Here is a 25,166-nt window from a genome sequence, read left to right on the forward strand (position 1 = left end):
TCCTCCATCGGGGTGCGCGGGGCACCGCGCCCCGGGACGCAGGGATAGCCCGGGCGGGTCGCCCCGAAACCCCCGGGCGGGTCGCCCCGAAACCCCCGGGCGGGTCGCCCCGAAACCCCCGGGCGGGTCGCCCCGAAACCCCCGGGCGGGTCGCCCCGAAACCCCCGGGCGGGTCGCCCCGAAACCCCCGGGCGGGTCGCCCCGAAACCCCCGGGCGGGTCGCCCCGAAACCCCCGGGCGGGTCGCCCTCGAAATCCCGTCCGGTCGTCGTCTGAGCGGTTCAGCCCCCGACGAGGACGCCGGACGAGATCGACCCGTACACCAGGGTCAGAACCATCAGCCCCCAGCCCGTGCCGTGCCAGATCGGCCACGTCCCGCCCGAGCGCCACACCCGGTAGGTCTGCACGAATGCACCGACGGCCCCGAGGAGCAGGATCGCCGTGGGGCCGACGGCCAGGACGAGCCGCGCAGGGTCGGTGCACACGAGGAATTCCTCGTCGGCGCATCGGTCACCGCTCGCGGCGGCCCAGATCACGACCGCCGCCATCAGCAGCAGGGCGGCGGCGACGATCACGGCCGCGTACCGCACCGCTGCGCGGGCGGCGCGCGGGTCCCGCCATCGCTTCTCCACATCCTGCGTCACAGCACCTCCCTACGCCCGGTCGGCGCGGTCGGTGAGCGCAGCCTGACCCGATTGCCGGGCGCAGTGCGCGCAGCAATACATGGTGCCGTCGGCCTCGACCCCGTGCCCGAGAATGCGGCAACCGCAGTGGGCGCACTGCGGGGCCATTGCCTGTGCGGCACACTCGAAACTGTCGAACGTGCCCGAGACGTCGCCGCGGGTGACGGTGAAGGTCTTGTCGTAGTCGTTGCCACAGGTGTCGCACGTGGTCATCACGGTCCTCCTCTCCGATATCTGTCCTCCGGATCGGGTGCCCCACCCTCGGTCACGTCAAACGGCTCACACCGTCGTCGCCGGCCGGATCCGCGGTGCCGCCAGGCCGAGGCCGAGCATGGTCACCGCCACGCCGAGGTGCAGCCAGTTGTCCGCATCGTTGACCGGCAGGACGTTGGCGCTGCCCTCCGGCCGGACGATCAGCCCGTACAGGAACAGTGCGAGGTAGATCAGGCCGCCGACGATCAGGTACCAGCGCGCCAGATCGGCGCGCCGCGCCGCGACCACGCCCGCCAGACCGAAGACCAGATGCACCACGTTGTGCAGGACGGACACGGCGAACACGCCCAGGAGCAGGGCGCCGGACTCGTGGCCGAAGGCCAGTTCGTCGTAGTTGCCCGTCACCCCGGGGACGAAGCCGGCGATCCCGACGACCAGGAAGAGCGTGCCTGCCGACAGTGCGCCGAGCTGGACGATCGAGCGGGTGCTCTCCGGCTGGCCGGCGCGCTGGGCGGGCTCGAGTGGTTCGGTCATGACCCGCGCATACCCCGTACTGCCCGCTTCAACCTGGGCGGTGCGGCGGTTTGGCCGAAGACTACGCCGGGAACTCGATCGGCGGTGGGCCCCATGCTCCGGCCGCGCCCCTCGGCGAGTTCCCCGGGGCTGCAGGCCGCCGAGAGAAAGGAGTGGGCGATGAACACCCCCGATCCGCGGAACGTCCCTGACCCACACGCGCATCCCGGCACCGATCCCGAGCCTGCCCGCACCCCCGATCTCGAACCCGGCGGGGGTGTGGCACCGGGCTCGACACCACCCGACTCGGGCTCGACCTCCGGTCTGTCGGCCCCCGAGCCGCGGACGCGGAACCGATTCCCGCCCACGGGGATTCTGACGATCGGTGCGATCGTGCTGATCGTCGTCCTCTTTCTCGTGGTGATCGTGGGGATTCTGATGTAGGTGGCGCAGTCCTGCACGATTTGCCGGGGTGCCGGCGGGGTACCCATGGTTCGCAAGTGAGGAACGCCGACTGAGGGAGAGTCGCATGGCAGAGAACACGAGCGGTCCGAGCGAAGGCGTCAAGGGCGTCGTCGAAGACGTCAAGGGAAAGGCCAAGGAGGCGACCGGCGCCGTCGTCGGCAGCGACGAACTCACCCGCGAGGGACGGGCCCAGCAGGACAAGGCCGACAGCCAGCGCGAGGCCGCGAAGAAGGAAGCCGAGGCGGAGAAGGCACGCGCCGACGCCGAGGTCGACGAGGCGCGCCAGCGCTCGCATCAGCAGTGAATCCGCATCAGCAGTGAATCGGTGACCGGCCGCGCAGGCGGTCGCGCCGTCGTTCGTCCACGACCCGGGGGCCGTTCGGCTCCCGGGTCTTCGCCCCGGAGGAGGAGCGATGCGTATCCTGACGTTCGTTGTGCTGGTGTGGCTGGTGATCGGTGCGATCGCCGCCGGGCAGCGGGGGTACTTCACGGAAGCCGAGCAGAGCTGCGCCGACTTCGCCACCGTCGCGGTGACGGTGATCGCGGGGCCCCTCAACTACGCCGGAGTCAATCCGAAGGTGGAGTGCGAGCTTCCCCAGCCGAGTCCGTGACCGGACCCGCGGGCTGCCGCGGCGCCGAGATCCGCTCGTGCGCGGTCATGAGCAGATGGTCGAAGGCGGTGCGAAGCGTTGCCGGTGCGTCGAGTCCGGTGGTGACGTCCCGGACGAGTTGCTCGGCGAGCGTGCGGAGCTTGACGTTCGACTCCTGGGACCGCCAGGCGAGGATCTCGAAGGCGCGGTCCGCCGGAATCCCGTAGACCGCCATGAGCATGCCCTTGGCCTGTTCGATGACCGCACGGTGGTGCGCGAGCGCCGAGACCGCCTCGTCGACGCTGTGCCGGACCTCGTCGTCGTACGCGTCGGACAGGTCCAGGTAGAAACCGGCCGTGCCGATCACCCGTCCTCGCTCGTCGAGCAGGCGGTCGCCGATCACGACGACGGGCCGGACCGTGCCGTGCGTGTCGATGATGCGGTGCCGGCTGCTGAACGGCTCGCCGTTGCGCTGCAGGGCGCCCAGCATGGCCGCGACGTGGGCCTTGTCCTCGGGATGCTTGTGCTTGAGCAGCAGGTCGGTGGTCGGCCGTACGGTCCCCGGGGCGTACCCGTGCATCCGCGCCACGTCGTCCGACCATTCCCACCTGTCGTCGTCGATCAGGTAGCGGAAACTCCCGACCCGCTGCGGCTTCCCGCTCGCGAAGACCCGTTCGAAGGCGTCGTCCACCGGCGTGTCGCCGGCGTTCACGATCGGTTCCCTCATGCAACGATTATGCCTCCGGTGACGGGCCCTACCGCTGCGGGATCGCGTGAGGTGAGGTGATCTAGCCGGCGTGTTGCTCGGCGTTCGCGAACACTTCGACGAGGGTGGCGCAGAAGGCGGGCAGATCCCTCGGATTGCGGCTCGACACCAGGTTCCCGTCGACGACCACTTCCTCGTCGACCACGTTCCCGCCCGCGTTGCGGATGTCCGTGCGGACGCTGGGGTAGGACGTCAGCGTCCGACCCCGGACCACGTCGGCCTCGACCAGTGTCCAGGGGCCGTGACAGATCACCCCGACGGGCCGGCCCGACTCGACGAAGTCCCGCACGAACGCCACGGCGGCGGGATCCTGGCGCAGATGATCGGGGTTCGTGGTACCGCCGGGCAGGATCAGCGCGTCGAAGTCCGACACCGACGCTTCCGACACCACCTGGTCGACCGGGTGCCGGCCGGCCGCGTGCACGTCGGACTTCATGGCCTGGATCTCGCCGGGTTCGAGCGACAGCAGGCGCACCGTGCCGCCCGCCTCCTCGACCGCCCGGCGCGGCTCCACCAGCTCGACCTCCTCGACGCCGTTCGTGGCGAGGACGGCGACCGTGCGTCCCGCCAGCCGGCCGTTCCCTGAAGCGCTCATCGCGAAGTCGTCCTTTCGTCGTGGGAAGGTTCCCCGATCGCGTACCCGAGGCCGGCGACCGGGAAACGTCACTCCGGTGCCAGATCCCGGGTGGCAGGGCCTTCGAGCAGGCGCCCGTCCGCGGCGAAGCGGGAGCCGTGCAGCGGGCAGTCCCAGGAGGCTTCCGCGTCGTTCCATCGCAGCACGCCACCGAGGTGGGGACACACTGCGGACACCCGGTGCGTGGTGCCGTCGACGGTGCACACCCCGACCGGGCGGAGCTTCTCCCGGCGTACCGTGCCGCGGCCCTCCGGCGGGGACGCGCCGTCGCCGGACAACTCGGCCCGCACCCATCCGCGCGTCATCTCCACCGCGACCGCGGCATTGAGCCGGGTGGCTGCCGGAAGATCGAAAAGCTGTGTGGGACTCCAGGCCTGGAACGCCGACTCCCATTCCGGAGCCGTCTCGCCGAGAATGCGGGCCGACAGCAACCGCGCCGCCGCCACCGCGTTCGTCATGCCCCACTTGCCGTAGCCGGTGCCCACGAGCAGCCGATCGTTGCCGGGAAGCAGCGGGCCCACGTACGGCAGGTGATCGAGCGTCGCATAGTCCTGCGCCGACCAGCGCGCCACGGTCTTCGCACCCGGGAAGTGACGGCCCGTCCACGCCACGAGATCGTCCGCGGCGCCCCGATGGTCGTGTGCCCGCCCGACGGTGTGGCCGTTGCCGCCGACGAGGAAGTACCGCCCCCCGTAGGCCGTGCGCAACGACCGCGTCGGCGAATCCACCGACAGATACATCCCGCTCGGAATGTCGCCCGGTACCTCGAACGCGGCCGCGTACGACCGCTGGGGCTCGAGCCGGGCGAAGAACCCGCCGCGGTCGAGGATCGGCGTCCCCGTCGCCAGCACGATGTGCCCGGCCCGCACCTCGCCGTGATCGGTGACCGCGACGCATCCGTTCCGGTCCGAGCGGACCTTCCGGACCCGGCAGCCGGTGAACAGGGCGCCGTCGCGCTCCCGCAGTTCGCGGGCCAGTTCGTGCAGCAACGGCATCGGATCGATCTGCGCCTGATCCGGCAGCGTCACCGCCGCGGCCACGGGGTACGGCAGTTCCGTCTCCGTCGTCATGCGGGCGTCGAGACCGGCCGCGCGGCAGGCCTCGTGCTCGGCGCGCACCGTGGCCACGCCCTCCTCGCCGGCGCTGTAGGTGAAGGCGGCCGCGGATTCGATCGGCAGGCCCCGCTCCCGGCACAGCTGCACCACCCACCGTTGCGCCTCGAGGTTGCCGGCCACGTAGTTTCGCAGGACGTCGCGGGAATGGCCTCGGGCGATGCTGGAGAGGGTGCTGCCCTGCAGCAGGCTGATCTTGCCGGTGGTGTTGCCGGTGGTGACGGCGCCGACCGTGCGGGCCTCGAGGACGGCCACGCGGTGGCCGGCGCGCGCGAGCAGGAGGGCGGTGGCCATGCCGGTGAGGCCGGCGCCGACCACCACGGTGTCGAAGCGGGCCGGGCCCTCGGGCCACGGCGTGTCGTCGGTGCGGGCGGTGTCGGGGCTGGAGAGCCACAGTGAGGTCACCTGTGAGGGATGCCCCGTGCCGCGCCCGGGAAACCCGCGCCGGTCACCGGTCCTGCGCCGGGCCGGTCGAGGTTTGCGCCCCGTCGTGCGGGGTAGGCCGTGCAGAGCCGGCAGTGCGTCATGGTGCCGGTCCGGCAGTGCGTCATGGTGCCGGTCCGGCAGTGCGCCGCGCAGTCCACGACGAGAGGTGCCCGGACCACCGGGCGGGAGGATCGGCGATGAAAGCAGTGACATGGCAGGGCAAGCGGAAGGTGAGTGTCGATACGGTCCCCGACCCGAGGATCGAGCAGCCCACCGATGCGATCATCCGCGTCACCACCACCAACATCTGCGGTTCGGATCTGCACCTGTACGAAGTGCTCGGACCGTTCATGTCGCCGGGGGACATCCTCGGCCACGAGCCCATGGGGATCGTGGAGGAGGTCGGTTCCGAGGTCACCTCGATCAAACCCGGCGACCGCGTGGTCATTCCGTTCCAGATCTCGTGCGGCAGTTGTTTCATGTGCGGGGACGGCCTGTTCTCCCAGTGCGAGACCACCCAGGTCACCGAGCAGGGCACCGGCGCGGCGCTGTTCGGGTATTCGAAGCTGTACGGGAGCGTGCCCGGTGGCCAGGCGCAGTATCTGCGTGTGCCGCATGCGGATTCGACCCACATTTCGGTTCCGGAGGGGCCGCCGGACTCGCGGTTCGTCTACCTGTCCGACGTGCTGCCCACCGCCTGGCAGGCCGTGGAGTACGCGCATGTGCCCGACGGGGGTTCGGTGACGGTGCTCGGCCTCGGGCCCATCGGCGAGATGGCCGGACGGATCGCCGTGCACCGCGGCCACCGGGTGATCGGTGTCGATATGGTGCCCGAGCGGCTCGCGCGCGCCGCCACCCGCGGCATCGAGACCATCGACCTGAAGGAGGCCGGGAACTCGCTGGGCGAGATGATCCGCGACCGCACCGGCGGCCGCGGCACCGACTCGGTGATCGACGCGGTCGGCATGGAAGCGCACGGGTCACCCGTCGCCACCGCCCTGCAGACCGCGACGGGGCTGCTGCCGTCCGCGTTGTCCGCGCCGCTGATGACCCACGTCGGTGTCGACCGGCTGCACGCCCTCTACACCGCGATCGACGTGGTGCGCCGGGGCGGCACCCTCTCGCTCAGCGGCGTGTACGGCGGCATGACCGACCCGATGCCGATGATGACCCTGTTCGACAAGCAGATCCGGCTGCGGATGGGTCAGGCGAACGTCAACCACTGGGTGCCGCAGATCATGCCGCTGCTCACCGACGACGATCCGCTCGGAGTGGACACCTTCGCCACGCACCGGTTGCCGCTGTCGGACGCCCCGCACGCGTACGAGATCTTCCAGCGCAAGCAGGAGGGCGCGATCAAGATCCAGCTCGAGCCCTGACCGGTGCCGCCGGCGTCACACCAGGTCGGCCGCGGTACGCGGCAGATCCGCGGTGTCGACGTCGGCGGCCTCGAATGGGGAGCGCAACGCCGTCGCGGTCGCCCAGCCCTGGGCGAGCAGGCCCGCGTCGGTGTCCTCGGCCTCGTCGGCCCGGATGTCGCTGAAGGTCACGGTGACGTACTGGCGCTCCCCGTCGTCCGGGTCCTGGTCGGTTTCGCCGATGTCGGCCTGCACGGCGCCGAACGCCGCGAGCGGTGCCGTGCGCAGGCCGCGCAGTTCGCTCAGCGGGATGTCGGGCACGTTGACGTTGAGCACCGTGCCGGGCGTGCCCTGCGTCAGCACCCACTGCAGGGCGTGCCGGGCGACGACCTCGGCACCCTCCCAGTGCTCGTGGACCGAACCGGACAGCGAGACCGCCAGGGCCAGGCTGCCGTGGTTGGCTCCGGTGAGCGCCGCGCCGACCGTGCCGGAGTGCAGGATCGCGTGGCCGGTGTTGGGGCCGTGGTTGATTCCCGACAGGACGATGTCGGGTTTGGGGCCGAACGCCCCGTACATCGAGACGAAGGCGATCAAGGCCGGCGACGCCTCGACGGCGAGCACCGTCGTGTCCGGCAGGTCCGGGAACGCCCGCGGCGCGACGACGAGCCGGCCGTCCTCCTCGAGTGCGCTGAGCGACGCGCTGGCGCCGCTGCGCTCGGCATGGGGGGCGGCCACCACCACGTCGAGACCGGCGTCCACCGCCACCCGGGCGAGCACCGAGATGCCGTGGCTGTCCACCCCGTCGTCGTTGACGATCAGCGCTCTCACGTTCCTACCTCCCGCTCTTCCCCTTCGCGAACGGCCGGACCTCGACGCTCTCGGCGACCTTGTCGACGAGTTCTCGCTGTCCCGTGGCCAACCCGTGCCGCGTGACGTTGACGGCGCCCGCCGCGGCACCGAGCTGCAGGGCTTCGACCATCGTGGCTCCGGCGGCCAGCGCGGCGCCCATCCCGGCGGTCATGGAGTCGCCGGCGCCGCGGTGGTCGGCGATGTTCAGCGGCGGCGCGACGACTTCCCACAGCTCGCCGTCGACGAGGGCGAGGGCGGGGTCGCCGGCGCGGGACAGCACCACGTTGCGGGCGCCCTGCGAGACGAGTTCCTTCATGGCCGCGGTGAGGTCGTCGACGTCGTCGGACTTGGCCCTGCCGTCCTCGAGGAGATCCTCGTGACTGACCTTGAGCACGGCGAGACCGCCCTCGAGCGCCGCGGTCATGGTGGGGCCGGACAGGTCGGCGACGACGGGAACACCCAGGGCGGTCAGGTCGGCCGCCAGCCGGGTGTAGACGTCGTGCGGCACCGCCCGGTCGGAATGCGGGCCACCGAGCAGCGCCACGTCCGCCTCGAGGCCCTCGGCCAGCGCCGCGCCGAACAGGTCGTCGGCCTCGTGCCGGTTGAGCGTCGGCGGCGGAACCTCCACGATCTCCTCACGCTCACCCCCGCGGCGGTCGTGCACGTACGAGCCGTTCTGGCCGGCGGTGAACACCGATCGCACCGATACGCCTTCCCGTGCGATGAGATCGCTGACGACGGGGCCGGTCTCGCCGCCGAAGGTGCCGCACAGCCGCACCTTCAGGCCGAGTGTGACCGCCATGCGGGCGATCCAGAAACCCTGCCCGCCGGCGTGGACGTGCAGTTCCGGGACATCCGACGGCGACGACTCGATGGTGACGGTGAGCAGGGGAGTGGGTGCGAAGACGAAGGCGGAGGGCGCGCTGTCGTCGTTGCCGTCTCGGGGAGCGGGGTTCATGCATGTCCTTCGAAATGGGGAGGAGACGGCGCCCGCGGTGGCGGACGCGCGGTTCGCGTTGCGGTGCGGCCTCGCTCAGGCCGTATCGCCGGGGGAGTCGGCGAGGACGGGATCGTAGACGGGGGCGTTCGGCACCTCGGGCGGGCGCACATTGGCGCCGAGCGAGTACGCGAGGTGCCCGCCCAGCAGGCCGCCCAGCCCGATCAGTATGGTGCCAGCGGCGCTCAGCGTCACCGCGCCGGCGGCGCTACGCGTCACCGCGCCGGGACCGGAACTGCGGCGGCGCTGGCGGTAGGACAGGGCCATGAGGGCTGCTCCGGCGCCGTTGACGGCCGCGTGGATCAACCCCACCCGGCGCTGCACGGTGTCGGTGTGCACCCAGTCGACCCAGCCGGCCAGAACCGTCGGCGGCGTCGCCAGCAGACCGAGCCCGATCAGCCGCCGCGCGGTCTCGGGTTGTCGCAGGGCGTCGAAGACGCCGGCCGCGGTCCACGCCCCGATGGGGACGGCCACCAGCGCCGGGTGCAGCGGGTGGCCCACGGGAGCGCCGTGCAGCACGGCCCCGATCGGGCTGTCCGCCAGCCGCCCGACCTGCTTCCGCAGCACCTCGGCGGGACCGTCCAGCCACGCCGCCGACTCCGTCCCGGAATACAGGATCTCCATCTGCGAGTCCGTCATGCCCACGGGCATACCCCGCCCCGACCGGGTGAAACCTGCCAGACGGGTGTACGACGCAGATCGGCGGGGTATCTCCTGCGATCATGAGACAGCGCATCGTGATCACCGGCGCCAGCGGCAACGTCGGCACCGCCCTGCTGCGGCGCCTCGCCCGGCGATCGGAGCCGCCGGAGATCGTGGCCGTCGCCCGGCGCGTGCCACCGCCCACCGACCCCTACGACGGCGTGACCTGGCACAGCGTCGACCTCGCCGCACCCGGCGCCGAGACCGGGCTGCGCCCCCTCATCGAAGGGGCCGACGCCGTCGTGCACCTGGCCTGGGGTTTCCAGCCCTCGCACCGGCGGGACTATCTGCGCCGGACCGGAGTGGACGGCACCGCCGCCGTGATCGGGGCGACCCTCGCCGCCGGCGTCGGACACCTGGTGCACATGTCCTCCGCCGCGGTGTACGCGGCCGGGGCCTACGGCCGGGCGGTCGACGAGTCGTGGCCCGCGACCGGCATCGAATCGTGCGCGTACAGCGTCGACAAGGTCGCGGCGGAGCGGCTGCTCGACGAGCGGATCGAGGGCGCGGCCGCGGCGCCGATCGTCACCCGTTTCCGGCCGGGCTTCATCGGCCAGTATGCGGGCGGCAGCGCGCTGCGCCGCTACGCGGTGCCGGGATACGTGCCCGACGTCGTGCTCCGTCACCTGCCGTTGCTGCCCGTGGACCCCGGAACTTCGATCCCCGCCGTGCACGCCGACGACGTGGCCGCCGCGCTCGATGCCGCCCTGGAGCGGCGGGTGCCGGGCGCGTTCAACCTCGCGACCCCCGAACCGCTGCGTGCGGGCGACATCGCCGGGGCGTTCGGGGCCCGTGCGATCCCCGTACCGCGGCAGGTGCTGCGGGCCGTCGTCGAGGCGACCTGGCAGGTCCACCTGCAACCGATCGCCGGCGGATGGATCGACCTGGCCTACAACACCCCGATGCTCGACTGTGACCGGGCCCGCCGAGACCTGGACTGGGCACCGACCGTTCCGGGCCCCCAGGTGTGGCGCGAGGCCATCGCGGGTATGCAGGCCGAGGCCGGCACCGACAGCCCGGTCCTGCGCAGTCGCGGGCCGCTCGAGACGATGAGCGTCCTGCTCGGCCGCGGGACCGTCGGGCGCCGCGTGCCGCCGTGACCACTCGCGGCGGAGCGACGAGAGAGGGTATCGGGATGAGCGAAACAGCGCAGCGCGACACCACGGCGACGCCGCAACAGGTGTGGGATGTCCTCGCCGACGGCTGGTCGTACGCGGGCTGGGTGGTGGGCGCCTCCCGCATCCGGGCCGTGGACGACGCGTGGCCGGCGGTGGGCAGCCGCATCCACCACTCGGTGGGGGTGTGGCCCGCCCTGCTGAACGACCATACCGAGGTGGTGGAATCGATCCCCGGAAGGGAGCTGAAGCTGCGTGCGCGGGCGTGGCCGGCCGGGCAGGCCGAGATCACCATGCGCCTGCACGAGCGGCCCGGGGGGTGCCGGATCGAGATGGCCGAGAAGGCCGCCGCCGGCCCGGCTCAGTTCGTACCCGGTGCGATCCAGGCCCGGCTGGTGCTGCCGCGCAACGTCGAGTGCCTGCGCCGGCTCATGCTCATGGCCGAACACGCCACGGAGCCGAAGGGCGTCGGAGAGTGAGCACCGAGACCGTCGACGCCGTCGTCGTCGGCGCCGGCCAGAACGGCCTGACCGCGGCGGCCGTGCTCGCCGACGCCGGCTGGGACGTCCTGGTGCTCGAGGAGCAGCACGAGATCGGCGGCGCCGTCCGCACGGCGGAACTGCATCCGGGCTTCCGTATGGACCTGTTCAGCGCCTTCTACCCCCTCGCGGCGGCGTCCCCGGCGTTCCGCGCGCTCGACCTCGCGTCGCACGGGCTGCGGCTGCGGCGGGCGCCGCGGGTGTACGGGCACGCCGCCGGGCCGGACGACGAGGACGCCGCGGTGGTCTACCCGGACGTCACCGAGACCGCGGCGGAACTCGAACGGCGCCACCCCGGCGACGGGACCACCTGGATCCGCCTGGCCGAGCAGTGGAAGGGCATCCGTGAGCCCTTCCTGAGCACCCTTTTCGAGCCGTTCCCACCGGTGCGCGGCCCGGCGGGGCTGATCCGCCGGCTCGGCACCGCGGACGCACTGCGCTTCATGCGGATGCTGGCGCTGCCCGCCCGCCGGATGGCCCAGGAACTGTTCGGCGGTGAGCACGCGCGGCTGCTGCTGCTGGGCAACGCCATGCACGCCGACACCCCCGTGGACTCGGCGGGCAGCGGAATCATGGGATACGTCCTGACCATGCTCGCCCAGGACGTCGGCTATCCGGTGCCCGAGGGCGGCGCCGGGGAGCTCGCGGCGGCCCTGGCGCGGCGCGGCGAACGCAGCGGGGCCCGGATCCTGTGCGGCCGGAAGGTCACCGGCATCGAGGTCGGCGGCGGTGTGGCGACCGAGGTCCGCACCGAGCAGGGGGAACGGTTCCGGGTACGGCGCGCGGTACTGGCCGACGTGTCCGCGCCGGCACTGTTCGGTTCGCTCCTGCCCGCGGACGCCGTGCCCGCCGCGGTCCGCGACGACCTGCGGCGCTTCGAGTGGGACACGCCCGTGGTGAAGGTGAACTACGCGTTCGACCGGCCGATTCCGTGGCGCTCGCCGGCGCTCGCGACGGCCGGGACCGTCCACCTCGGCGCCGACGCCGACGGTCTCGTGCACTGGTCGGCCGACCTCGCGACCGGCCGCGTCCCGGAGCATCCCTTCATCATCTTCGGCCAGATGACCACCACAGATCCCGCCCGCTCGCCGGAGGGAACGGAAAGCGCCTGGGCGTACACGCATCTGCCGCGTGGTGTCGCCGACGACGCCTCCGCGGAGGAACTCGCCCGGCGCGTCGACGCCGAACTCGAGGCGCACGCGCCGGGGGTGCTGAGCTCGGTCGTGCACCGCAGCGTGCAACGCCCGCGCGACCTCGAGGCCGCCAACGCGAACCTCGTCGGGGGGGCGGTCAACGGCGGCACCGCCCAGATCCATCAGCAGCTCGTGTTCCGGCCGTTGCCCGGCTTCGGTGGTCCCCGCACGCCGGTCGAGGGTGTGTACCTGGCCGGCTCGTCCACCCATCCCGGCGGTGGCGTCCACGGGATGTGCGGGTGGAACGCGGCCCGGGCGGCCCTGCGCGACCACGGCGTGGGCGGCAGGGTTCGGCGGCGGCTGAACGGGGCGATCTCGGACGTGCTGATGCGCAGCTGAATTCCCGGTGCCCTTGCCGAACGCGGAGATTCACACGTTTCGGGGTTGAGCGATTCGCCGACGGGGTATCAGAAGTCATGGGAACGCCAGTGGGAACACCGATCCGGCAGGTGTACAACCCTTCCCTCGTGCCGCGGGCGCTGCGCGAGGTGGAAGGCGGAGTCGCCGCAATCGCCGCGGGCATCTGCGTGATCGCCGCCGTCGGCGTGGGTGTGCTCTCCGCTTCCGCCGTCACGGGCATCGGGGCCGGACTCGCCGTGGCGGCGGGACTGTCGTTCATGCTCGGTTCGCTGGCCCCGACCGGGGCGGCGCCGGCCGGCGCGCGCCGGGAGCCCGACCGTGCCGGGCCCTCGTTGTTCCGCAACCGTCCGGACGGCGCCGCGGCTCCCGCATCGCGGCGCACCGCCGTCACCGCCTTCCGCCCGCACCACGTTTCGGGCGGCCGCTTGGAGGGGTACTCCCACGTATGACAACGACGTCTCGCCCGGAGTCCAACGTGTCCCTCGCCCGGTCCACCCACGGGGGTCGTGCCGTCGCAGCCGGGGTCCGGTAACGTGCCGGCGCCCAGGAGGGTGTGGCGACTGCCCGGTGTGTACCGCCCGCAGGAGGATTCGCATCTGCTCGCCGGCGCACTCGATCGTGCGGCGGCACCCCCCGGCGCCAAGGTGCTCGACTTCTGCACCGGCACAGGGTTCATCGCCGTGTCGGCGGCCATGTCCGGTGCCGGGTCCGTGACGGCACTGGACATCGCTCCCCGGGCGGTCCTCGCGGCGCGTATCAACGCGCGGTCGCGGCAGCTTCCCATCCGGGTCCTGCGCGGCGGACTGGACGAAGCCGACCGGCACGGACCGTTCGACGTGGTGCTGTCCAATCCGCCCTACGTACCGCACGCAGCCGGGGACGGTGACGCCCGCTGGGATGCCGGTGCCGACGGGCGGGCGGTGCTGGACCCGCTGTGCCGGAGCCTGCCGAACCTGTTGTCTCCCGGCGGTTTCGCTCTCGTCGTGCATTCGGAGTTCTCCGGGGTGGACGAGACGCTCGTCCGGTTGCGCGACGGCGGTCTCAAGGCCTCCGTCGTGGCGCGTCGCCGGATCCCGTTCGGGCCCGTGATGCGCAGCCGCGCCGGGTATCTGCGGGCGCGTTACGAACTGCCCGCGGGCGTCGACACCGAGGAAGTGGTGGTGATCCGTGCCGATCGAACACACTGCCCGTGAAGTAGCCACGGACGGCAGCCCCCGGGACACGTCTTCCGGGGGCGTCGCTGTGCCCGGCCTGTGCCCGGGACTGCGGGTGGAGGGTCCCGCGGGGGCGGAGCCCAGGGTCGTCCGCCTGGTCCGCGGCGGTCCCGTCCTGGTCGAGGGCCCGGTGCGCATCGTGACCGAGGACGGCGACGAGGTGGAATCGGACCGGTTCGTCGTCGCGATCTGCCGGTGCCGGCGCAGCGAGCGGTACCCGCTGTGCGACACCAGTCACCGCCGGTCCCGGCGCGATCAACGCTGAGAGCCGCCGGTTCCGGCGGGGTGCCGGTCGTGCCGGGTGCGCACGACGCCGGTGGACAACGCGGGGCGGGCGGTTCCCGAGAGGAACCGCCCGCCCCGCAACGCGTTTACGCGTCGTCACGCGTCATGCGTCAATACCAGTACTTCCGGCCGCCGACAGCCCGGCCCGTCGCTCCGAGGATCGCCAGGATTGCGCCTACCACCAGGAGAATGATCCCGAGCGTCCACAGGATAGAGATGTTGGTGAGGAAACCCACCACGAGCAGAATCAAACCCAGAATGATCATGAGTGTCACCTCGCTGTCGGTGCCCGTTGCCGGTCGGATCCGGGCCGTGCACAGGGGATACCCGCATCGGATGTGCCGAAACCTCGCGAACCACTCGTGGTGGGAAGGATGTGCACTTCGCGTCGATCCGTGGCGCGCGGACGGCGCCGGTGGCATTGTCGGGTGCATGCCTACTTCGGAGAACCCCGGGGACAGCGTCCCCGGCGAGTACAGCGTCGACGACGAGGACCAGTTGCAGCCGGAGGATTCCCTGATCGACCGCGGTGTCGACGACGTCCTCGACGAGGGATTCTCGCCGATGGAACGACCCGTCGGCCTCGAACGCCACGAGACCTTGGACGAACGGCTCCGCGAGGAGGAGCCCGAACGCGAGGACGACGAGGGGGAGAACGAGTTCCGCAGCTCCGTCGCCGAGGCGGGCCGGGCGCGCGCGGGACGCCTCGTCGCGCCGGACGAGGGCACCGCCGAGGACGTGGATTCCGAGCTGTTCGGCACGGACGTAGGGATCGACGGGGGCGCGGCCTCCGCCGAGGAAGCGGCCGTCCACCTGATCGAGGAGGAGGAGCCCGACCGGCAGGACTGAACGGCGGCCGCCCGGCACCCGAGAACTCGGATGCCGGGCGGCGATCGGCCGGAGGGACGCTCAGACGGCTCCGGCGCCGAACAGGGACGACTCGTCGTCGTTCCACCGCTCGAGCACGTAGGCGGCGAGCCGGCCCTCGAGGTATTCCATCGCCTCCGCGCCGAACGCGATGTCGCCCGCGCAGCGCGGATCCCGTTCCACCAGATCGCCCACCACGTCGTAGCGCAGCACCTGCTCGTGCACCGCGTCCGCCTCGATGTGCTCGGTGTAGAAGTGGATGCAGGCGCTCGGCGCGCCGAGGCGTTCGAGGCCGCGTGCCATGCGGCGCGCCATCGGGGAGGAGGTGATCTCCGCGGAGGCGAACAACCCCACGAGCTTCGGGGTGTGTGCGCGGTGCAGCCCGCACAGGGACATGAAGTTCACCGTCGCGAGCGTTTCCGCCGGCACCCGGTCCAGATACGCCAGGTATCCCGGGTCGAGTCCGGCCGCGGCGAGCAGGTCGAAGTAGAGGGTCGAGTGCATGCGGTCGGCCCGGCCGCCGCCGTACTCGTCGAACTCCACCGCGACGAGCGCCGCTTTCGCCCGGCCCGTGAGCCGGGGGATGGCGAACGAGTGCGGGTCGGCCTCCTTGAGGTGGTAGACGGACCGGTGCACGAAGAACTCGCGCACCTGCTCCCAGGTGCCGCGTTCGCAGATGTGGTGGGACACGCCCCACGCGTCCTCGGGTTCGCGGCACAGGTCGTCGAGCACCCGCTGGGGATCGTTGCCCGAGGGCACGTCGGCGTGCAGCCGGTCCAGGAACAGCCCCTCGAGGCCGGCCCGGACGGTCAGCGGGCCCGGCGCCCATTCCCAGCCCGCGTCGACTCCGTCGAACCCGCGGTAGGACAGTTCGTACAGCACCGTCAGGGCCAGCTGGGCGTCTTCGCCGTAGGGGTCGATCCCGGCCACCTCGATCGGCCAGATCGCGGTATCGGCCGGACGCGCGAGCCGCTCGATCACCTCTCGGGAGACAGGGCCCCGGGCCCGCGGAAGGGCGGAGGACTGCATCACGACGGTCGGCGAATTCGCAGGCATGTGCGCGGATACCCGGACCCGATTCGTGCGAAACGCCCTGCGGCGCGCGGGTGTGGGACGGGTTCGCGCGGGTATCCGCCCGGGCATGAACGGTGACAACAGCGACAACGAGAACACGGCGCCCGGGGGCGAGGACGTCGAGCGCCCGCCCCACACGATCGACTATCCCGGTGCGACGGCCGACATGGCCGAGCAGCCCCGCGACGAGATGCGGGACTACCGGGGCCGTGACCTGCTCGCCGGACGCAAGGCCCTGATCACCGGCGGCGACTCCGGCATCGGGCGCGCGGTGGCGGTGGCCTTCGCGAAGGAGGGAGCCGACGTCGCGATCGCCTACCTGGAGGAGCACGACGACGCCGAGCACACCGCGGAACTGGTGCGGCGTGCAGGCCGTGCATGCCATCTGCTCCCGGGCGATCTCGCCGCCGCGGAGCACTGTCGCGCGGTGGTCGCCGACGCGGCCGCGGCGCTCGGCGGCCTGGATCTGCTGGTGAACAACGTCGCGTACCAGGAGCCGGTGGACGACCTCGCCGAGCTCGACGACGCCCAGTGGCGGCGGACGTTCGCGGTGAACATCGACAGCTACTTCCACGTGACGAAGGCGGCGCTCGCTCACCTGCCCCGCGGCTCCGCGGTGATCAACACCGCCTCCATCAACGGTCTGCGGGGTAACAAGTCGCTGATCGACTATTCGGCGACGAAGGGCGCGGTGCTCGCGCTGACGTACTCGCTGGCGCAGTCCTTCCAGGATCGAGGAATCCGCATCAACTGCGTGGCGCCGGGGCCGGTATGGACGCCGCTGATCCCCGCCACCATGGATGCGGAGAAGGTCGCGACGTTCGGGCAGCAGGCCCCGTTCGGCCGGGCCGCGCAGCCCGACGAGATCGCGCCCTCGTACGTCTTCTTCGCCTCCGAGACGATGTCGTCGTACTACAGCGGTGAGGTGCTCGCACCGATCGGTGGCGAGACGCTGCCCGGCTGAGCCCGGTCACCGCCGCCGGTAGCGCCAGGGGTAGGCGACCCACAGGGTCAGGAACAGCACGACCGTGACGACGCCCGCGGCGATGCCGGCGGCGGTATTGACCACCAGTCCGACGACGAGCACGACGACGCCGGTCATCGCGACGCCCAGCAGGAGCAGGCCCGCCATGGCGAAGCGGTGCGCGGTGTTCACCAGCTCGGGGAGCCGGCGCTGCCGGAAGAGCAGGCGGTGCATGCCCACGGGAGCGACGAGGAGGATGGTGGCCGCGATCGACGCGAGCACGGTGACGAGGTAGACGCCGCGCTGGAAGTCGGTGAGTGCGTCGAACCGGCTCTGGAACGGCAGGGTGAGCAGGAAGCCTGTGAGGAGCTGGACGCCGGTCTGCACTACGCGCAGCTCCTGCAGCAGGCTCGACCAGTTCCGGTCCAGCCGCTGCACGGGGGTCTCGTGCCGGACCTGCCTGTTCCACTCCTCGTTCGGCACCGCTGCGGGCTGCACGGTTGTGACATGCCCCGTACGGCGCCCGTCAAACCTCCGCGGCGACGACGGCAGCCCACTTGTGACCTGTGTCACTGTGGGGGTACTGTCGGCTCCACCAGGGACAACGGCGCTCTGAGGAAGGAGAGCGGTCATGAAGCTCAATCTGTTCGTCGCATGGACCGGGTACATGCTCGCGTTGCTCTCGATCGTGAGTCTTGCGGCCTTCCTCTACGCCGCGGGTTCCGGCAACGGCGGGTGGGCGCTTGTCGCCGGCATAGTATGCGTCGTCGCGGTCGCGTCGGCGATCGCGATGATCGGCACGACCGTCCATCACGACCACCGTCTGCATCGCGAGACGCCGCACCTGTTCTGACGGTCCGGTCCCGCCGCCGCCTCACGCCTCGGCCAGGCGCCGCTTCTCGAGTTCCACGTCGAACCCGGCGAGCGGCCAGTCCAGGTCGAGGCCTTCGAACGCGTCGATGAGCAGTTCCATGACGGCGATGCGGCTGTACCACTTGCGGTCGCAGGGCACGACGTACCAGGGGGCGTGATCCGTCGACGTTCTGTCGAGCATCGCCTGGTACGCCTCCTGGTAGGCCGGCCACAGCTTGCGTTCGGAGACGTCGCCCGGGTTGTACTTCCAGTGCTTGTCCCGCCGCTCGAGCCGTTCTGCCAGGCGCCGCTTCTGCTCCTCGAGCGAGACGAACATCGCGACCTTGATCAGCGTGGTCCCGTTGTCGACGAGCTCACGCTCGAACTGGTTGATCTCGTCGTACCGGGCGCTCCACACGCTCTCCGGTACGAGGTTGTGGACCCGTACGATGAGGACGTCCTCGTAGTGTGAGCGGTCGAACACGCCGAGCTGCCCGGCCCGCGGCAGTGCCTTGTTGATGCGCCACAGGTAGTGGTGGCGCCTCTCGTCGGGGGTGGGCACGCCGAACGAGGTGTGGTCGACGCCCTGCGGATCCACGTGGCCGATCACGTTGCGGACCATGCCGCCCTTGCCGGCCGTGTCCATGCCCTGCAGGATCAGCAGGATCGACCGGCGGTCGCCCGAGCGCCCGTTGGCGAAGAGCATCTCCTGTAGCCGCGAGAGCACCGCGCCGCGTTCCTCGATGAGCAGTTCGCCGGTGGCCTTGTCGCCGGAGAAGCCCGGGGTGCCGTTGGTGTCGATCTCGGCGACCCTGGTCCCGGCGTGGGCGCGCAGCACCTCGACGGCCGGCGTCTGCCACGGGTCGGTGCTCTTGACGGTCATGATGCCGAGGGTGCCACATCCGGCGACCGGATCAGCCGGGTTCGAGCTCGGTGTCGTCGGGGCGGGTGGGATAGGGCGGGGCCGAGACGCCGTCGACCATGTGGCTGCCCCACAGGTCCGTCTCGCTGATCCGGACGGTCGCCGGCGCGGGGCCGCCGGGCCCGGGCACGGTCAGGTGGAGGTCGGTGCCGGGGGAGAGGTCGGTGCCCGGCGGCAGGGCTGCCGCGAGGCCGCGGATCCGGCCGCGCCAGCGGTAGCGCCCGCTGATGGGGTCGAACGCTCCGGCCAGCTGCACCTCCGTGGTGGCGTGCTGCTCGCCGACGGTGACCTCGGCGGGGCCGCGGTAGCCGTCGGGTTCGTCGTCGTGTGGGTCGGACATGCCCGCGACTTTACATGTAAACGCCAGTTACATAAATCTGGTCACGGCGTGCCGGCCTCCGGGAGCAGCGGGTGCGGCCGGCTCTTGAACCGGGCCGGCGAGCCGCCGACGGCGGCGATCCCGGAGATCCCGCCCCAGGTCATCATGGTGAGGTAGTCGGTCAGGTCCTCCGCCGACATCGACTTGTTGGAGATCCACCAGTGGGTGGCGAGCTGGATCGCGCCCACGATCGCGTACGCCCACGGCACGGAACCGCCCGAGTCCATCTCCAGATTCCGGAGCCGCTCGCCGATCACCGTCGCGACGAGTTCGGCGATCATCCGCTCCGAGTTCGCCACGACATCGCGCCCGGCCGCGGCGCTGTTGGTCATCACGTACAGGTACACCTCGGGATCCGAGGCGACGGTCTCGACGTACGTGGCGATCGCGACCCGGGTCAGGTCGTACTCGTCGAGATCCTCCGCCACCGCCGCGTAGATGCGCGGAGCGAGGATCGTCTCCACGTACCGGAGCATCGTCGCCGTGGTCAGGTCGTTCTTGTCGGTGAAGTACCGGTAGAGAACCGTCTTGGACACGCCGATCTCGGCGGCGATCTCGTCCATCCCGACGTCGCGCCCGCGGGACCGGATCGCCTTGATCGTGCCGTCGACCAGTTCCTCGCGCCGGGCGATCTTGTGCTCGTGCCAGCGGCGCTTGCGCCCGTCCTGCTTGGTCGGCGCGGCGGCTGTCGGGACCGGCGTGTCGGTCGGGGGCAGGGGCTGGGGAACTCGGTGGTTCGGCACTGGGTGGCACATCCGTTCGCTGTCGATCGTCCGCCCAGTTTATAAGGGGGTGTGCCGCACCCCGTGCGGATGTCCCGTTCCCAGGGGGGGGACGGTGTGCCGAACCCGCGTCCCGCCCCTGCGGGTGGCGGGTTCGGCACAATGGTGGAGGTGCAGCTGATGAGCATCGACGATGACGCCAAGCGCAGGGATCTGCGGCGGATGAAGGCGGTCGCCACCGGCTTTCTGCTCGCGGCGACCGCGGTCTACCTGTTCTGCCGCTGGCAGGAGTCGCGCGGTGCCGGCGAATGGGTGGGGTACGTGCGGGCGGCCGCCGAGGCCGGGATGGTCGGCGCGCTCGCGGACTGGTTCGCCGTCACCGCGCTGTTCCGGCATCCGCTCGGGATCCCCATTCCGCACACGGCCATCATCAAGCGGAAGAAGGATCAGCTCGGGGCGAGCCTGAGTTCGTTCGTCGGCGCCAACTTCCTCGCCCCCGAGGTGGTGTCGGAGAAGGTCGAGAACGCCCGGATCCCGCTGCGGCTGGGCACCTGGATGGCCGAGCCCGACCACGCCGAGCGGATCGCGCAGGAGACGTCGACGGTGCTGCGGGGCCTCGTGACGGTCCTGCGCGAGGAGGACATCCAGCAGATCATCGACAACACCATCGTCAAGCGCATCGCCGAGCCGGAGTGGGGGCCGCCCATCGGCCGGGTGCTGTCCGAGCTCCTCGCCGAGAACCGGCAGATGCCGCTGATCGACATGCTGGCCGAGCGGGCCCATCAATGGGCCCTCGGCAGCCAGGAGACGATCGACCGCATCATCAGCCGCGACTCGCCGTCGTGGTCGCCGAAGTTCGTGGACCTGCTGCTCGGGGAGCGGATCCATCGCGAGCTCGTCGAGTTCACCTGGAAGGTGCGCTCCAACCCCGACCACGAGGTGCGCGTGGCCGCGAACCGGTTCCTCGCCGACTATGCGCGGGACCTGCAGCACGACCCGGTCACCATCGCCAAGGCGGAGAAGGTCAAGGCGGAGATCATGGGCCGCGAGGAGGTCACGCAGCTGGCTTCCGCGACGTGGCGGGCGGCCAAGCGGATGATCCTCGAGTCGGTCGACGATCCGCACAGCACGCTGCGGACGAAGGTCACCGAGAACGTCATCCACTTCGGCGTGCGGCTGATGGAGGACCACGAGCTACGCGGCAAGTTCGACCGCTGGCTGCTGGATGGGGCCCGGTACATCGCCGCCAACTACGCCGACGAGATCACCGCGGTGATCCGGGAGACGGTCGAGCGCTGGGACGCCGAGGAGGCGAGCCGCAAGATCGAGCTGCAGGTGGGACGCGATCTGCAGTTCATCCGCATCAACGGCACGGTGGTCGGATCGCTCGCCGGCCTGGCCATCTACACCCTGTCGAACCTGCTGTTCGCGTGACGTGCCACACCTGCTAGCAGAGTGCTTGCTACAGCTAGCACTTGCGCGTACGCTGAGGTTGTGTCCACGAAGGAATCGGGTGAACCCGCCGACGGGGGGGACGGTGACAAGGACGACGCGTCCGGCGCCACCGAGATCGCTACCCGGGTAGTCAGCACTGCCGCCCAGGACATCGGCAGTTTCATCCGCTCGCAACGCGAGGCGGCGCAGGTGTCCCTGCGTCAGCTGTCCCAGCTCGCCGGCGTCAGCAATCCCTACCTGAGCCAGATCGAGCGAGGGCTGCGCAAGCCCTCGGCCGAGGTGCTCGGTCAGATTGCCAAGGGTCTCCGGATGTCCGCGGAGGTCCTCTACGTCCGGGCCGGGATCCTGGAGCAACGTCCGCAGAGCGCGGTGCGCGACGCGCTGCTCGCCGACGCCGTCCTCACCGAACGGCAGAAGCAGGTCCTGCTCGACATCTACGAATCGTTCTGCCGCGAGAACGGTTCCCGCCCGTCCGGGGCGGCATCCGCACCGGGGACATCTGCCCCCGAGGCATCCGCATCCGAGACGTCCGCATCCGAGGCCGCCGCCCCGAAGGGCGCGACCGACCCCGACCAACAGGAGAACTGACATGACCGATCCGAAGACCTTCGCCACCCCGCTGTATGCCGCCGTCGGCGCCGGCGACGCCGTGGTCCAGGCCGTGGCCGACGTGGTGGCCCGGACCCGCCGTCGCGCCGAGACCACCCAGACCGACGTCACCGACCGGGTCGACAGCGCCCGGGGCCGTCTCGCCGACTTCCAGGAGGACCTGACCGAGAACGTCGAGTCCCTGCGCGAGCGTCTCGCGGGCCTGCCGGCCGAGCTGCCCGAGGATCTCGCCGAGCTGCGCGAGAAGTTCACTGCCGAGGAGCTGCGCAAGGTGGCCGAGGCATACCTGAAGGTGGCCTCCGACATCTACACCGCGCTCGCCGAGCGCGGCGAGGAGACCATCGAGCGGCTGCGCAAGCAGCCGGTCGTCGAGGAGAGCATCGGCCGCGCCGAGGCCGCGTTCGGTGACGCCGTCGAGCTCACCGAGGATGCTCTCGGCACCGTGGCGCGGCAGACCCGCGCCGTGGGCGAGCAGGCCGCCAAGCTCGCCGGTCGCGCCGCCGGCCGGATCGAGGAGACCGCCGGCGATGTCGGCGAGGCCATCTCCGGTGCCGGTGAGGAGGCCGGTATGCGGGTGCTCGATCTCGGTGGCCAGGCCCAGGAGGCCGCCGAGGAGGCCGCCGACCGGGTCGAGACCGCCGCGCTCGAGCTCGACGAGGCCGCCACCAAGGTCGAGGAGGCCGCGGAGAAGGCCGCCGCGCCGAAGACCCCGGCCAAGGCGCCCGCCCCGGCTGCGGCCAAGGCTCCGGCCAAGACTCCGGCCAAGGCGCCCGCCAAGAAGGCCGCGCCGCGCAAGACCACCGGCGCCTGATCTCGACCGGTCGGTAGAACCGCCGACGGCCCCCACGCGACCTCCGCGTGGGGGCCGTTGCTCGTACCATGGGGACGTGCCCAACGTCGATTCTCTCGCCGCCCTGATCATCTTCGCTCTGCAGATCGTCGCGCTCGCCGGGGCGGGCTTCGCGCTGCTGCATGCCGTGCGGCAGCCGGCCGAGGCGTTCCCCGCGGTCGACAAGCTCACCAAGCCGGTGTGGCTCGGCATCCTCGCCGCCTCGCTGCTGGTGATCTTCGTCTTCTGGGGCACCTTCATGATGCTCGGGATCATCGCGGTCATCGCCGTGTGCGTGTACCTCGTCGACGTGCGGCCGCGGGTGGACGAGGTGCAACGGCGCCGGTGGTAGCTCTCCCCGGGAGCCTTGACAAGCGCCGACAGGTTGGTGACACTTCGAGTAACGGGTAACAACCGAGACGAGGTGATCGACGATGGCGCTCACCCGGACCTTCCGCACCGCCGACCGTCAGGACACCGCCGAACGCCTGCTGGCGTCCGCGGCGCGCTCCTCCTACGACCCGGCCCTCGAGATCGACTGGGACGCCCCCGTCCCTGCCGACAAGTACGGCATGACCCCCGAGTGGAGCAGCCTCTACGGCACCGCCCTGTGGGAGTCGATGACCGAGCGGCAGCGGATCGTACTGACCCAGCACGAGGCCGCCAGCATCGCCGGCACCGGCATCTGGTTCGAGATGATCCTGATGCAGATGCTCGTGCGCGACCTCTACCGCCGCGACCCCGCCACCCCCTACGTCCAGTTCGGGCTCACCGAGATCGCCGACGAGTGCCGGCACTCGACGATGTTCGCGCGCGCGGCACAGCACTTCGGGATCCCGTCCTACCGGCCGAAGCGCTGGATCCGGGAGAGCGGCCGGCTGTTCAAGGCCACCGCGAGCGGAGCGCTCGCCTTCGGCGGCACCCTGTTCGCCGAGGAGATCCTCGACATGATGCAGCGCGACTTCATGCGCGACGAGCGGGTCCAGCCCGTCACCCGCACCGTCAGCCGCATCCATGTGATCGAGGAGTCCCGCCACATCCGGTACGCGCGTGAGGAGATCATCCGCCGCACGCGCCACCTCTCCCGCGTCGACCGCGCACGCGTCCGGCTGCAGCTGGGCATCTCCGCGTACTTCGTCGTCACGAGCCTGGTCCACGACGACGTCTACGCCGCCGCGGGACTCGACGTCGCCGAGGCCACCGCCGCGGTCCGCACCAACACCCACTACCACGACCGGCTCCGCGAGGGCGCACGACGGACGATCGAGTTCCTCGACGACGTCGGCCTGATCGGGGGACCGTCCACCCTGCTGCTCCGCCGCGCCCACGTCCTGTGACCGCGCGACCGTCCCCCGGCCGCCGCACGTCGCGACGGCCGTCGTTCCAGCAACCAGGAGAACAACACAGGTGAAGAAGCCGTCCCGCAGGACCACCCTGGCGATCGCCGGGGTGGCCGGCGCCGCTGCCGTTGCCGGCCTCGTGGCCTACCGCGCCCGCCGACGCCGCGCCGTGGTGCGCGCCGCCGACCGGCCACCGCACGCGCTGCTCGCGCCGCCGACGGTGGAACCCGACGTCATCGACCTCACCACCGACGACGGTGCCCATCTCAACGTCCGAGCCTACGGCGACCCGGACGCCGACCCGATCGTGCTCAGCCACGGATGGACCTGCAACGCCGACTACTGGATCCCGCAGATCAACGCCCTCGCCGGCCGCTACCGGGTGATCACCTACGACCAGCGCGGACACGGCCGCAGCGACCTCGGTACCCGGACCTTCGGCCCCGACGTCCTCGCCGACGACCTCGCCGCGGTCCTCGAGGCGACGGTGCCGGCCGGCCGCAAGGCAGTCCTCGCCGGTCACAGCATGGGCGGCATGAGCATCATCGCGTGGGCCGGCCGCCACCCCGATCAGGTGCGGGAGAAGGCCTCCGGGGTGCTGCTCGCGAGCACCGGCACCGACAGCCTGCTCGCCGAGGCCGCGCTGCTGCCGTCCCGGCTGGGGCGGGTGCAGGAGCCCGTCGCGCGCCGGCTCCTCGGCGCCGCCCTTCCGCTCGTCGCCTCACCCGTCACCACCCGGGCCCTGAAGTACGTCGCGCTCGCGCCCGGTTCGAGCACCGCCGAGGTCGCCTTCTGCGAGAAGATCGTGCTCGGCTGCACGCCGCGGGCCCGCGGCAACTGGGGCACCGCGCTGAGCGCCTTCGACATCCGCGACGGGCTCGACCACCTCACGGTGCCGACGACCGTGCTCGTCGGCACCGCGGACCGGCTCACACCGCCGGTGCACGCCCGCAAGCTCGCCGAGACCCTGAAGACCTGCGGGCACCTCGAGCGGCTCGTGGTGCTCGACGGGATCGGGCACATGAGCTCGGTCGAGGCGATCGACGCCTTCGACGACGAACTGCTGCACCTGGCCGAACGCGATCGCATGCCGGCCGGCGCCTGAGGGTCCCATCCGCGGCGGGCGCGGCGCCGAACCCT

34 protein-coding genes are annotated in these 25,166 nt (G+C 71.3%); 19 read left to right on the forward strand and 15 right to left on the reverse strand.

From position 1 onward, the window contains the following. Positions 1 to 280: 280 nt before the first annotated feature. From JYA75_RS12035 to JYA75_RS12045, 3 genes are all read right to left on the reverse strand, one after another. Entirely contained in the window at positions 281 to 643 is a 363-nt protein-coding gene (locus JYA75_RS12035) for a hypothetical protein (RefSeq protein WP_006946456.1), read from the reverse strand. Positions 644 to 652: 9 nt separating this feature from the next. Further along, positions 653 to 895 (reverse strand): hypothetical protein, encoded by a 243-nt coding sequence (locus JYA75_RS12040; RefSeq protein WP_029545239.1) that lies wholly within the window; start codon positions 893 to 895, stop codon positions 653 to 655. A gap of 66 nt (positions 896 to 961) precedes the next feature. Continuing rightward, positions 962 to 1,429 (reverse strand): DUF4383 domain-containing protein, encoded by a 468-nt coding sequence (locus JYA75_RS12045; RefSeq protein ID WP_161994999.1) that lies wholly within the window; start codon positions 1,427 to 1,429, stop codon positions 962 to 964. 159 nt (positions 1,430 to 1,588) lie between these two features. Here JYA75_RS12045 and JYA75_RS12050 point away from each other — a divergent pair, with 159 nt between their 5' ends. From JYA75_RS12050 to JYA75_RS12060, 3 genes are all read left to right on the forward strand, one after another. Then, on the forward strand, positions 1,589 to 1,852 hold the full coding sequence (locus tag JYA75_RS12050) for a DUF6480 family protein (protein ID WP_065923414.1): 264 nt from the start codon (positions 1,589 to 1,591) through the stop codon (positions 1,850 to 1,852). Positions 1,853 to 1,937: 85 nt separating this feature from the next. Continuing rightward, on the forward strand, positions 1,938 to 2,177 hold the full coding sequence (locus JYA75_RS12055) for a CsbD family protein (protein WP_006946464.1): 240 nt from the start codon (positions 1,938 to 1,940) through the stop codon (positions 2,175 to 2,177). Between the two features lie 109 nt (positions 2,178 to 2,286). Beyond that, positions 2,287 to 2,484: a hypothetical protein gene (locus JYA75_RS12060; protein ID WP_029545235.1), complete on the forward strand. Its 198-nt coding sequence runs from the start codon at positions 2,287 to 2,289 to the stop codon at positions 2,482 to 2,484. Here JYA75_RS12060 and JYA75_RS12065 read toward each other — a convergent pair. The 3 genes from JYA75_RS12065 to JYA75_RS12075 all read right to left on the reverse strand — a co-directional run bounded on the left by JYA75_RS12065 (position 2,441) and on the right by JYA75_RS12075 (position 5,380). After that, on the reverse strand, positions 2,441 to 3,190 hold the full coding sequence (locus JYA75_RS12065) for a PAS and ANTAR domain-containing protein (protein ID WP_185712926.1): 750 nt from the start codon (positions 3,188 to 3,190) through the stop codon (positions 2,441 to 2,443). The genes JYA75_RS12060 and JYA75_RS12065 overlap by 44 nt on opposite strands. A gap of 61 nt (positions 3,191 to 3,251) precedes the next feature. Beyond that, positions 3,252 to 3,824 carry a type 1 glutamine amidotransferase domain-containing protein gene (locus JYA75_RS12070; RefSeq protein ID WP_043803302.1) on the reverse strand — a complete coding sequence of 191 codons (573 nt, stop codon included), beginning with the start codon at positions 3,822 to 3,824 and terminating at the stop codon, positions 3,252 to 3,254. Between the two features lie 68 nt (positions 3,825 to 3,892). Further along, positions 3,893 to 5,380 carry an FAD-dependent oxidoreductase gene (locus tag JYA75_RS12075; protein ID WP_185712925.1) on the reverse strand — a complete coding sequence of 496 codons (1,488 nt, stop codon included), beginning with the start codon at positions 5,378 to 5,380 and terminating at the stop codon, positions 3,893 to 3,895. Between the two features lie 218 nt (positions 5,381 to 5,598). Between JYA75_RS12075 and JYA75_RS12080 the strand changes: the two genes are divergently transcribed. Then, positions 5,599 to 6,780, forward strand: coding sequence for a zinc-dependent alcohol dehydrogenase (locus tag JYA75_RS12080; protein ID WP_102799235.1), 1,182 nt, complete (start codon positions 5,599 to 5,601; stop codon positions 6,778 to 6,780). A 15-nt stretch (positions 6,781 to 6,795) separates the two neighbouring features. Here the strand turns inward: JYA75_RS12080 and JYA75_RS12085 are convergent, their stop codons facing one another. The 3 genes from JYA75_RS12085 to JYA75_RS12095 all read right to left on the reverse strand — a co-directional run bounded on the left by JYA75_RS12085 (position 6,796) and on the right by JYA75_RS12095 (position 9,256). Next, positions 6,796 to 7,587, reverse strand: a complete 792-nt coding sequence (locus JYA75_RS12085; RefSeq protein WP_006946475.1) for a 5'/3'-nucleotidase SurE — start codon at positions 7,585 to 7,587, stop codon at positions 6,796 to 6,798. 4 nt (positions 7,588 to 7,591) lie between these two features. Next, on the reverse strand, positions 7,592 to 8,566 hold the full coding sequence (locus JYA75_RS12090; RefSeq protein ID WP_006946476.1) for a PfkB family carbohydrate kinase: 975 nt from the start codon (positions 8,564 to 8,566) through the stop codon (positions 7,592 to 7,594). Positions 8,567 to 8,641: 75 nt separating this feature from the next. Next, on the reverse strand, positions 8,642 to 9,256 hold the full coding sequence (locus tag JYA75_RS12095) for a DUF2231 domain-containing protein (RefSeq protein WP_050035638.1): 615 nt from the start codon (positions 9,254 to 9,256) through the stop codon (positions 8,642 to 8,644). 71 nt (positions 9,257 to 9,327) lie between these two features. On the opposite strand from JYA75_RS12095, the gene JYA75_RS12100 reads away from it, so the two are divergent. The 6 genes from JYA75_RS12100 (at position 9,328) to JYA75_RS12125 (ending at position 13,993) form a co-directional block, all read left to right on the forward strand. Next, positions 9,328 to 10,407 (forward strand): NAD-dependent epimerase/dehydratase family protein, encoded by a 1,080-nt coding sequence (locus JYA75_RS12100; RefSeq protein ID WP_050035637.1) that lies wholly within the window; start codon positions 9,328 to 9,330, stop codon positions 10,405 to 10,407. 35 nt (positions 10,408 to 10,442) lie between these two features. Next, positions 10,443 to 10,901 (forward strand): SRPBCC family protein, encoded by a 459-nt coding sequence (locus JYA75_RS12105; RefSeq protein WP_006946482.1) that lies wholly within the window; start codon positions 10,443 to 10,445, stop codon positions 10,899 to 10,901. Then, the gene (locus JYA75_RS12110; protein ID WP_029545221.1) at positions 10,898 to 12,493 is read left to right on the forward strand and encodes an NAD(P)/FAD-dependent oxidoreductase; all 1,596 of its coding nucleotides are present in this window, start codon (positions 10,898 to 10,900) and stop codon (positions 12,491 to 12,493) included. The genes JYA75_RS12105 and JYA75_RS12110 overlap by 4 nt, the downstream gene beginning before the upstream one ends. A gap of 89 nt (positions 12,494 to 12,582) precedes the next feature. Then, positions 12,583 to 12,963, forward strand: a complete 381-nt coding sequence (locus JYA75_RS12115) for a hypothetical protein (protein ID WP_006946487.1) — start codon at positions 12,583 to 12,585, stop codon at positions 12,961 to 12,963. Positions 12,964 to 13,065: 102 nt separating this feature from the next. Next, a complete protein-coding gene (locus JYA75_RS12120) occupies positions 13,066 to 13,707 on the forward strand; it encodes a HemK2/MTQ2 family protein methyltransferase (RefSeq protein WP_072635791.1) in 642 nt (213 codons plus the stop codon). A gap of 76 nt (positions 13,708 to 13,783) precedes the next feature. Then, positions 13,784 to 13,993 (forward strand): CDGSH iron-sulfur domain-containing protein, encoded by a 210-nt coding sequence (locus JYA75_RS12125; protein ID WP_037201884.1) that lies wholly within the window; start codon positions 13,784 to 13,786, stop codon positions 13,991 to 13,993. 130 nt (positions 13,994 to 14,123) lie between these two features. Here JYA75_RS12125 and JYA75_RS12130 read toward each other — a convergent pair whose 3' ends face one another. Continuing rightward, positions 14,124 to 14,279, reverse strand: coding sequence for a DUF6131 family protein (locus JYA75_RS12130; protein WP_003937495.1), 156 nt, complete (start codon positions 14,277 to 14,279; stop codon positions 14,124 to 14,126). A 166-nt stretch (positions 14,280 to 14,445) separates the two neighbouring features. On the opposite strand from JYA75_RS12130, the gene JYA75_RS12135 reads away from it, so the two are divergent. Further along, positions 14,446 to 14,862, forward strand: coding sequence for a DUF5709 domain-containing protein (locus tag JYA75_RS12135; RefSeq protein WP_029545216.1), 417 nt, complete (start codon positions 14,446 to 14,448; stop codon positions 14,860 to 14,862). Between the two features lie 60 nt (positions 14,863 to 14,922). On the opposite strand, the gene JYA75_RS12140 is transcribed toward JYA75_RS12135, so the two are convergent. Further along, on the reverse strand, positions 14,923 to 15,936 hold the full coding sequence (locus JYA75_RS12140; RefSeq protein WP_050035635.1) for an iron-containing redox enzyme family protein: 1,014 nt from the start codon (positions 15,934 to 15,936) through the stop codon (positions 14,923 to 14,925). A gap of 85 nt (positions 15,937 to 16,021) precedes the next feature. On the opposite strand from JYA75_RS12140, the gene JYA75_RS12145 reads away from it, so the two are divergent. Next, positions 16,022 to 16,918 carry an SDR family oxidoreductase gene (locus tag JYA75_RS12145; protein WP_050035634.1) on the forward strand — a complete coding sequence of 299 codons (897 nt, stop codon included), beginning with the start codon at positions 16,022 to 16,024 and terminating at the stop codon, positions 16,916 to 16,918. A gap of 6 nt (positions 16,919 to 16,924) precedes the next feature. Here JYA75_RS12145 and JYA75_RS12150 read toward each other — a convergent pair whose 3' ends face one another. Further along, positions 16,925 to 17,416, reverse strand: coding sequence for a DUF6328 family protein (locus JYA75_RS12150; RefSeq protein ID WP_029545210.1), 492 nt, complete (start codon positions 17,414 to 17,416; stop codon positions 16,925 to 16,927). 133 nt (positions 17,417 to 17,549) lie between these two features. On the opposite strand from JYA75_RS12150, the gene JYA75_RS12155 reads away from it, so the two are divergent. Next, positions 17,550 to 17,771, forward strand: coding sequence for a hypothetical protein (locus JYA75_RS12155; protein WP_006946496.1), 222 nt, complete (start codon positions 17,550 to 17,552; stop codon positions 17,769 to 17,771). Between the two features lie 21 nt (positions 17,772 to 17,792). Here JYA75_RS12155 and JYA75_RS12160 read toward each other — a convergent pair whose 3' ends face one another. The 3 genes from JYA75_RS12160 to JYA75_RS12170 are packed head-to-tail and all read right to left on the reverse strand — an operon-like array spanning position 17,793 to position 19,787. Then, positions 17,793 to 18,653, reverse strand: a complete 861-nt coding sequence (locus JYA75_RS12160; RefSeq protein ID WP_006946498.1) for a PPK2 family polyphosphate kinase — start codon at positions 18,651 to 18,653, stop codon at positions 17,793 to 17,795. A gap of 31 nt (positions 18,654 to 18,684) precedes the next feature. Continuing rightward, positions 18,685 to 19,032: a DUF4873 domain-containing protein gene (locus tag JYA75_RS12165; RefSeq protein ID WP_029545207.1), complete on the reverse strand. Its 348-nt coding sequence runs from the start codon at positions 19,030 to 19,032 to the stop codon at positions 18,685 to 18,687. Positions 19,033 to 19,073: 41 nt separating this feature from the next. Continuing rightward, complete coding sequence (locus JYA75_RS12170; protein ID WP_231772892.1) at positions 19,074 to 19,787, reverse strand: TetR/AcrR family transcriptional regulator; 714 nt, start codon at positions 19,785 to 19,787, stop codon at positions 19,074 to 19,076. 168 nt (positions 19,788 to 19,955) lie between these two features. On the opposite strand from JYA75_RS12170, the gene JYA75_RS12175 reads away from it, so the two are divergent. The 6 genes from JYA75_RS12175 (at position 19,956) to JYA75_RS12200 (ending at position 25,131) form a co-directional block, all read left to right on the forward strand. Next, positions 19,956 to 21,227, forward strand: coding sequence for a DUF445 domain-containing protein (locus JYA75_RS12175; RefSeq protein ID WP_029545205.1), 1,272 nt, complete (start codon positions 19,956 to 19,958; stop codon positions 21,225 to 21,227). A gap of 60 nt (positions 21,228 to 21,287) precedes the next feature. Further along, positions 21,288 to 21,836 carry a helix-turn-helix transcriptional regulator gene (locus tag JYA75_RS12180; protein WP_006946504.1) on the forward strand — a complete coding sequence of 183 codons (549 nt, stop codon included), beginning with the start codon at positions 21,288 to 21,290 and terminating at the stop codon, positions 21,834 to 21,836. A gap of 1 nt (position 21,837) precedes the next feature. Next, positions 21,838 to 22,668, forward strand: coding sequence for a hypothetical protein (locus JYA75_RS12185; RefSeq protein ID WP_006946505.1), 831 nt, complete (start codon positions 21,838 to 21,840; stop codon positions 22,666 to 22,668). A gap of 76 nt (positions 22,669 to 22,744) precedes the next feature. After that, the gene (locus tag JYA75_RS12190) at positions 22,745 to 23,038 is read left to right on the forward strand and encodes a DUF2516 family protein (RefSeq protein ID WP_006946506.1); all 294 of its coding nucleotides are present in this window, start codon (positions 22,745 to 22,747) and stop codon (positions 23,036 to 23,038) included. 82 nt (positions 23,039 to 23,120) lie between these two features. After that, the gene (locus JYA75_RS12195; protein ID WP_006946507.1) at positions 23,121 to 24,023 is read left to right on the forward strand and encodes a diiron oxygenase; all 903 of its coding nucleotides are present in this window, start codon (positions 23,121 to 23,123) and stop codon (positions 24,021 to 24,023) included. Between the two features lie 70 nt (positions 24,024 to 24,093). Then, positions 24,094 to 25,131 carry an alpha/beta hydrolase gene (locus tag JYA75_RS12200; protein WP_006946508.1) on the forward strand — a complete coding sequence of 346 codons (1,038 nt, stop codon included), beginning with the start codon at positions 24,094 to 24,096 and terminating at the stop codon, positions 25,129 to 25,131. Positions 25,132 to 25,166: the final 35 nt, after the last annotated feature.

The sequence above is a fragment of the Rhodococcus sp. PSBB066 genome, from assembly GCF_017068255.1.
Lineage (GTDB): Bacteria > Actinomycetota > Actinomycetes > Mycobacteriales > Mycobacteriaceae > Rhodococcus > Rhodococcus aetherivorans.

Excerpts from the sequence above, each read along its gene's own strand:
- JYA75_RS12040 (WP_029545239.1), bottom strand. The coding sequence starts at position 895 with ATGACCACGTGCGACACCTGTGGCAACGACTACGACAAGACCTTCACC.
- JYA75_RS12045 (WP_161994999.1), bottom strand. The coding sequence starts at position 1,429 with ATGACCGAACCACTCGAGCCCGCCCAGCGCGCCGGCCAGCCGGAGAGC.
- JYA75_RS12050 (WP_065923414.1), top strand. The coding sequence starts at position 1,589 with ATGAACACCCCCGATCCGCGGAACGTCCCTGACCCACACGCGCATCCC.
- JYA75_RS12055 (WP_006946464.1), top strand. The coding sequence starts at position 1,938 with ATGGCAGAGAACACGAGCGGTCCGAGCGAAGGCGTCAAGGGCGTCGTC.
- JYA75_RS12060 (WP_029545235.1), top strand. The coding sequence starts at position 2,287 with ATGCGTATCCTGACGTTCGTTGTGCTGGTGTGGCTGGTGATCGGTGCG.
- JYA75_RS12065 (WP_185712926.1), bottom strand. The coding sequence starts at position 3,190 with ATGAGGGAACCGATCGTGAACGCCGGCGACACGCCGGTGGACGACGCC.
- JYA75_RS12070 (WP_043803302.1), bottom strand. The coding sequence starts at position 3,824 with ATGAGCGCTTCAGGGAACGGCCGGCTGGCGGGACGCACGGTCGCCGTC.
- JYA75_RS12080 (WP_102799235.1), top strand. The coding sequence starts at position 5,599 with ATGAAAGCAGTGACATGGCAGGGCAAGCGGAAGGTGAGTGTCGATACG.
- JYA75_RS12090 (WP_006946476.1), bottom strand. The coding sequence starts at position 8,566 with ATGAACCCCGCTCCCCGAGACGGCAACGACGACAGCGCGCCCTCCGCC.
- JYA75_RS12095 (WP_050035638.1), bottom strand. The coding sequence starts at position 9,256 with ATGCCCGTGGGCATGACGGACTCGCAGATGGAGATCCTGTATTCCGGG.
- JYA75_RS12100 (WP_050035637.1), top strand. The coding sequence starts at position 9,328 with ATGAGACAGCGCATCGTGATCACCGGCGCCAGCGGCAACGTCGGCACC.
- JYA75_RS12105 (WP_006946482.1), top strand. The coding sequence starts at position 10,443 with ATGAGCGAAACAGCGCAGCGCGACACCACGGCGACGCCGCAACAGGTG.
- JYA75_RS12130 (WP_003937495.1), bottom strand. The coding sequence starts at position 14,279 with ATGATCATTCTGGGTTTGATTCTGCTCGTGGTGGGTTTCCTCACCAAC.
- JYA75_RS12135 (WP_029545216.1), top strand. The coding sequence starts at position 14,446 with ATGCCTACTTCGGAGAACCCCGGGGACAGCGTCCCCGGCGAGTACAGC.
- JYA75_RS12140 (WP_050035635.1), bottom strand. The coding sequence starts at position 15,936 with ATGCCTGCGAATTCGCCGACCGTCGTGATGCAGTCCTCCGCCCTTCCG.
- JYA75_RS12145 (WP_050035634.1), top strand. The coding sequence starts at position 16,022 with ATGAACGGTGACAACAGCGACAACGAGAACACGGCGCCCGGGGGCGAG.
- JYA75_RS12155 (WP_006946496.1), top strand. The coding sequence starts at position 17,550 with ATGAAGCTCAATCTGTTCGTCGCATGGACCGGGTACATGCTCGCGTTG.
- JYA75_RS12160 (WP_006946498.1), bottom strand. The coding sequence starts at position 18,653 with ATGACCGTCAAGAGCACCGACCCGTGGCAGACGCCGGCCGTCGAGGTG.
- JYA75_RS12165 (WP_029545207.1), bottom strand. The coding sequence starts at position 19,032 with ATGTCCGACCCACACGACGACGAACCCGACGGCTACCGCGGCCCCGCC.
- JYA75_RS12175 (WP_029545205.1), top strand. The coding sequence starts at position 19,956 with ATGGTGGAGGTGCAGCTGATGAGCATCGACGATGACGCCAAGCGCAGG.
- JYA75_RS12185 (WP_006946505.1), top strand. The coding sequence starts at position 21,838 with ATGACCGATCCGAAGACCTTCGCCACCCCGCTGTATGCCGCCGTCGGC.
- JYA75_RS12195 (WP_006946507.1), top strand. The coding sequence starts at position 23,121 with ATGGCGCTCACCCGGACCTTCCGCACCGCCGACCGTCAGGACACCGCC.